Source organism: uncultured Rikenella sp. (assembly GCF_910577125.1).
Taxonomy (GTDB): domain Bacteria; phylum Bacteroidota; class Bacteroidia; order Bacteroidales; family Rikenellaceae; genus Rikenella.
This window is the reverse complement of sequence record NZ_CAJTMN010000118.1, coordinates 1-5,584: the sequence shown is the minus strand read 5'-3', so window position 1 is coordinate 5,584 and position 5,584 is coordinate 1. Positions and strand designations below refer to the sequence as shown.

Genomic DNA, 5,584 nt, shown 5'->3' with positions numbered 1-5,584 from the left:
GGCGTCGGCGCGCGAGCTTGTCAACGCTTGTTTTAGTCGCCCGCTGGAATTTCATTTCAATTTTGCTCACCGCAAAACGAGTGAAATCCCTCTTTAGGCGGGCAGGCAACGGGCGAGCTTTGTGCCGGACGGAACCGCCCTGCGCGGGCCCCGCGTCCCGTGGACGGGCGAAACTGCGTTTCGCTTACTTGTTTGCTGCGCCCTGTTCTCTGTTCGCGCGCCTTTGGGAAATCTTGTCAAAACGTGCCAGCACATTTTGACGATTTCCCTCTTAAGGCGTGGCGCGGTACCGCTCGGCACTCGAAGGCTGCCGTGTCTACTCCAATTTCAGTCGCCCGCGGCAATTCTCGTTGGTTGGCCGAGTGCCAACCAACGAGAATATGCCCTTTTAGGCGGGCGGGCGACGGATTTTTCGCGCACCGGGGCGATTCATTCTCTTTCGGCTCGTCGCCGAAACAGTTGAATCGCCTTTTAAGGCGTCGGCGCGCGAGCTTGTCAACGCTTGTTTTAGTCGCCCGCTGGAATTTCATCTCGGTTTTGCTCACCGCAAAACGAATGAAATTCCTCTTTAAGCGGGGCGGGCGACCGTTGAGCTTCGACTGCGCTCGGGCCGCGCGGGCCCCACGTCCCGTGGACGGGCGAAACTGCGTTTCGCTCACTTGTTTGCTGTGCCCCGTTCTTCGGTCGCGCGCCGGGGGAAATCCTGTTCAAACACGACTGCGTGTTTGAACGATTTCCCTCTTAAGGCGTCGGCGCGCGGCAGTTTGAGAGAACTGCCCTTATGCCGGGCGGGCGGTGCGTGCCGCACTCCCAATGGGCTGTGTCGGCCCAGATCTTTACCTCATTCTCTATCGCGCGCCTCCTAAGGCGTGGCGCGCGGTTGCTTGAGTAATAAAGGCCGGCCGCCGTGACGCGAACGCGTCGGCCGGCCGGGCCCCACTGAGTAAGACAAAGAGAACCCTAACAAAACACCCAACGGGTGCGGGGACGGGAAATGCTTACGCATTTCCACTTACCTGCTCAGCCCAACCCGTTGCTCGCACACAACACCTACTTGTACTCGTTCCAAGCCTTGATTTTCAGGTCGCCGCGACCCCGCCGGCAGAAAGCGACGATAAAGTCGTTCGCCAACCGCGCATTCGTTATCAACGGGATGTTGAAGTCGATCGCCGACCGACGGATCGTATAGTCGTTGTTCAGTTCGTCCTTGGTGAAGTTCTTCGGAATATTGACCACGCAGTCGATCTTGTGCTCCTTGATGAAGTCCAACACATTGGGCAGCCCGCTCACCTTCGGATCCTGATCCGGCCACCCGACCACCGTCGCCTGCACCCCGTTCTCGGCCAGGAAGTTCGCCGTCCCTTTCGTCGCATAGATCGTGTAGCCTCGTTCCTGCAAAGCTCGCGCCGCTTCGAGCGTCTGCGTTTTCGACTTCGCATCGCCCGTCGACAACAGCACACTCCCTTGGGGAATCGAATATCCCACCGAAAGCATCGACTTCAGAATCGCCTCATAGTAGTCCTCGCCGATACACCCCACTTCGCCCGTCGACGCCATCTCAACCCCCAGCACCGGGTCCGCCTTCTGCAACCGGCTGAAACTGAACTGCGGCGCCTTGATGCCCACGTAATCCAGCTCGAACGCCGACTTGTGCGGCACCTTCGGATCGAGCCCCAGCATCACCCGCGTGGCGATGTCGATAAAATTGACCTTCAACACCTTCGACACGAACGGGAAGCTCCGCGAAGCCCGCAAATTACACTCGATCACCTTGATATCGTTGTTCTTGGCCAGAAGCTGCATGTTGAACGGCCCGCTGATTTCGAGCGCCTTGGCAATCTGCCGCGCGATCTTCTTGATGCGCCGCACCGTCTCGATGTAGAGCTTCTGAGCCGGGAAGACGATCGTGGCATCCCCCGAGTGCACCCCTGCGAACTCGACGTGTTCCGAAATGGCATAGATCAGCACCTCGCCGTCCTTCGCCACCGCGTCGATCTCGATCTCCTTGGCGCTATTCACGAACTCGGTCACCACCACCGGATACTGCTTCGAGACATTGGTCGCCAGCGTCAGGTAGTGTTCCAGCTCCTCCTTATTGGAGACGACGTTCATCGCCGCCCCCGAAAGGACGTACGACGGCCGAATCAACAGCGGGAATCCCACCTCGTCCGCAAACCCATAAATCTCGTCCATACTCGTCAGCTCCTTCCACCGCGGCTGGTCGATTCCCAGCTGGTCGCACATCTCGCTGAACTTGTGCCGGTCTTCCGCCCGGTCGATATTCGTGGCCGCCGTCCCCAGAATCGGCACGTTTTCCTGATAGAGCCGCATCGCGAGGTTGTTCGGAATCTGTCCCCCCACCGACACGATCACCCCGCGCGGCACCTCCAGGTCGGTCACGTCCAGCACCCGCTCCAAGGTCAGCTCGTCGAAGTACAGGCGGTCGCACATGTCGTAGTCGGTCGACACCGTCTCCGGGTTGTAGTTGATCATCACCGACCGCAGTCCGTTCTCCCGAATGGTGTTGATGGCGCTCACCGAACACCAGTCGAACTCCACGGAAGAGCCGATCCGGTAAGCCCCCGAACCCAAGACGACGACCGATTTATCGTCATGGGCGAAATCGATGTCGTGCGCCGTCCCGTTATAAGTCAGGTAGAGGTAGTTGGTCTGCGCCGGATATTCCGCCGCCAGGGTGTCGATCTGCTTGACCACCGGCACAATCCCCCTGGATTTCCGATGCGCCCGCACTTTGAGCAACCCCTCTTCCATCTTGAGATCTTCGCTGTGGAGCACCGTCCGGGCGATCTGGAAGTCCGAGAACCCTTTGCACTTGGCCTCCCTCAACAACGTGTCGGGCATCGCGTCCAAAGTGTGGTAGGTGCCCATTTCGTTTTCGAGGGCGATAATCCCCTCCAGCTTCCGCAGGAACCAGTTGTCGATCTTGGTCAGCTCGTGGATCCGCTCCACGCTGTACCCGTGCTTGAACGCCTGAGCGATAATGAAAATCCGCTTGTCGGTCGGCTTGGTCAGCTCCCGGTCGATATCCTCGACGGCCATCTCCTTGTTGGCCACGAATCCGTGCATCCCCTGGCCTATCATCCTGAGGCCCTTCTGAATCGCCTCCTCGAAGTTCCGCCCGATGGCCATCACTTCGCCCACCGACTTCATAGAGCTCCCCAATTCCCTGGAAACCCCCTTGAACTTGCTCAAGTCCCACCGCGGAATTTTACAAACGATATAGTCCAGCGCCGGTTCGAAACAAGCGGTCGTACACTTCGTCACCGAATTCTTGAGCTCATGCAGCCCATACCCCAGCCCGAGCTTCGCCGCCACAAAGGCGAGCGGATAGCCCGTCGCCTTCGACGCCAGCGCCGAGCTGCGCGAGAGCCGCGCATTGACCTCGATCACCCGGTAATCCTCGGAGTTCGGATCCAACGCGTACTGCACATTACATTCCCCCACAATCCCCACGTGCCGGATAATCTTGATCGCAATCTCCCGCAGCTTATGGTATTCCGAGTTGGTCAAGGTCTGAGACGGCGCCACGACGATCGACTCGCCGGTGTGGATCCCCAGCGGGTCGAAGTTCTCCATATTACAAACCGTAATACAGTTGTCGTACTTGTCCCGCACCACCTCGTATTCGACCTCTTTCCACCCCTTGAGCGACTTTTCTACGAGAATCTGCGGCGAATAGGTGAATGCCTTTGCCGCCAGCTGCTCCAACTCCGCATCCGTGTCGCAGAACCCGGAGCCCAATCCCCCCAACGTATAAGCGGCGCGGATAATCACCGGATACCCCAGCTCATTCGCCACCCGCTTGGCATCCGCCACCGTGGTCACCGCCTCGCTCTTAATGGTCTTGACGTCGATTTCGTCCAATTTATGGACAAACAAATCCCGATCCTCGGTGTCCATAATGGCCTGTACCGGCGTCCCGAGCACCCGCACATCATACTTTTCCAATACCCCCCGCTTATAGAGCTGCACGCCGCAGTTCAAAGCGGTCTGCCCCCCGAAAGCGAGCAGAATCCCGTCCGGTCGCTCCTTGGCGATCACATCCTCGACGAAATCCGGGGTCACCGGCAGGAAGTAAACCTTGTCGGCAATCCCCTCGCTGGTCTGCACCGTGGCGATGTTCGGGTTGATCAGAATGGTCTCGATCCCCTCCTCCTTGAGCGCCTTGAGCGCCTGCGAACCCGAGTAGTCGAACTCGCCCGCTTCGCCGATCTTCAACGCCCCCGAACCCAGGAGGACGACTTTTTTTATGCTGTTGTCTGCCATGACTCTATCTGTTCTTGTATTGGTCGATTAACTCGATGAAACGGTCGAAAAGGTATTCGGTATCCACCGGCCCGCTGGTGGCCTCGGGGTGGAACTGCACGCTGAAGAAGGGCAAGTTTTTGTGTCTGATCCCCTCGATGGTGTTGTCGTTCAGATTGATAAAGTACGGTTCCCATCCGTCCCCCAGCCCTGTCGGATCGACGGCATACCCATGATTTTGAGAGGTAATGACCGCCCGATCGGTTCCCACCTCCAGCGCCGGCTGGTTGTGCGACCGGTGTCCGTACTTGAGCTTATAGGTCGTCGCCCCCGCCGCCCAGCTCAAGAGCTGGTTCCCGAGGCAGATCCCGAAGATCGGCTTATCGGCCTTGGTCGACATGGCTTTCTTTATGTTCTCGATCGTCGCGCCGCACAACGCCGGGTCCCCCGGCCCATTACTGAGCATCACCCCGTCATAGTCCAGCGTGCTGAAATCGTAGTCCCACGGCACCCGCACCACCGTAGCATTCCGATTGTAAAGACACCGGATGATATTGTACTTGCACCCGCAGTCCACCAATACGATAGTCCGCTTCGCTTCCGGGTTGGTATAAGTGATGATATCCTCGCAAGAGACCGCCGCCACGAGATTTTCGGCGTTCGGGTTATGGAACGGCATGGCGTCGGCCGATGCATAATCGGTCTCCTGCACCAATTTCCCGAGCATCACCCCCCGTTCACGTATAATCTTAGTGATTTCTCTGGTGTCGACGCCGAAGATCCCCGGCACGCCGTTTTCCCGGAGCCAATCGGAGAGGCTCTTCACGGCGTTCCAATGACTGTGCTGAAATGAGTAGTCGCTGATCACAAGGCCCTTGATGTGTATCCGATCGGATTCGAAGAATTCGGGCAAACCTGTGGCTTCGTCCAAGGCCGAAGTATCCGGCACGCCGTAGTTCCCGACCAACGGATAGGTCAACACCAGAATCTGTCCCGAATAAGAAGGGTCTGTCAAACTCTCCGGATACCCGGTCATGGCGGTAGAAAAAACGACTTCCCCCGACACAGACTGTTCTGCACCGAACGAGAAGCCGTCAAACTGCGTACCATCCTCTAATATCAGACGGGCGGTCTTACTTTTCAGCATGTCAATCTTCAGAATTAGTTTCTGAAATACAAAGATAGCGCTTTTTCCGAAACCAACCGGGCTTTTCCACCGAATTTCCCTATTTTTGTTCCATATACTCTAACCTTTCGTTTATCCGTGTCTACCCGCATGGAACCGTACCTTTTCTGAAGAAAAGGTACCCAAAAGACT

At 57.5% G+C, this 5,584-nt stretch carries 2 protein-coding genes; both read right to left on the bottom strand.

The window, feature by feature from the left end:
* Window positions 1–1,050: 1,050 nt before the first annotated feature.
* The gene (gene carB / locus QZ292_RS09330) at window positions 1,051–4,287 is read right to left on the bottom strand and encodes a carbamoyl-phosphate synthase (glutamine-hydrolyzing) large subunit (protein ID WP_294600883.1); all 3,237 of its coding nucleotides are present in this window, start codon (window positions 4,285–4,287) and stop codon (window positions 1,051–1,053) included.
* Between the two features lie 4 nt (window positions 4,288–4,291).
* A complete protein-coding gene (carA, locus tag QZ292_RS09325) occupies window positions 4,292–5,413 on the bottom strand; it encodes a glutamine-hydrolyzing carbamoyl-phosphate synthase small subunit (RefSeq protein WP_294600880.1) in 1,122 nt (373 codons plus the stop codon).
* Window positions 5,414–5,584 lie beyond the last annotated feature (171 nt).

Bases quoted from the DNA above. Each gene is read 5' to 3' on its own strand.
- carB (WP_294600883.1), bottom strand. From the start codon at position 4,287: ATGGCAGACAACAGCATAAAAAAAGTCGTCCTCCTGGGTTCGGGGGCG.
- carA (WP_294600880.1), bottom strand. From the start codon at position 5,413: ATGCTGAAAAGTAAGACCGCCCGTCTGATATTAGAGGATGGTACGCAG.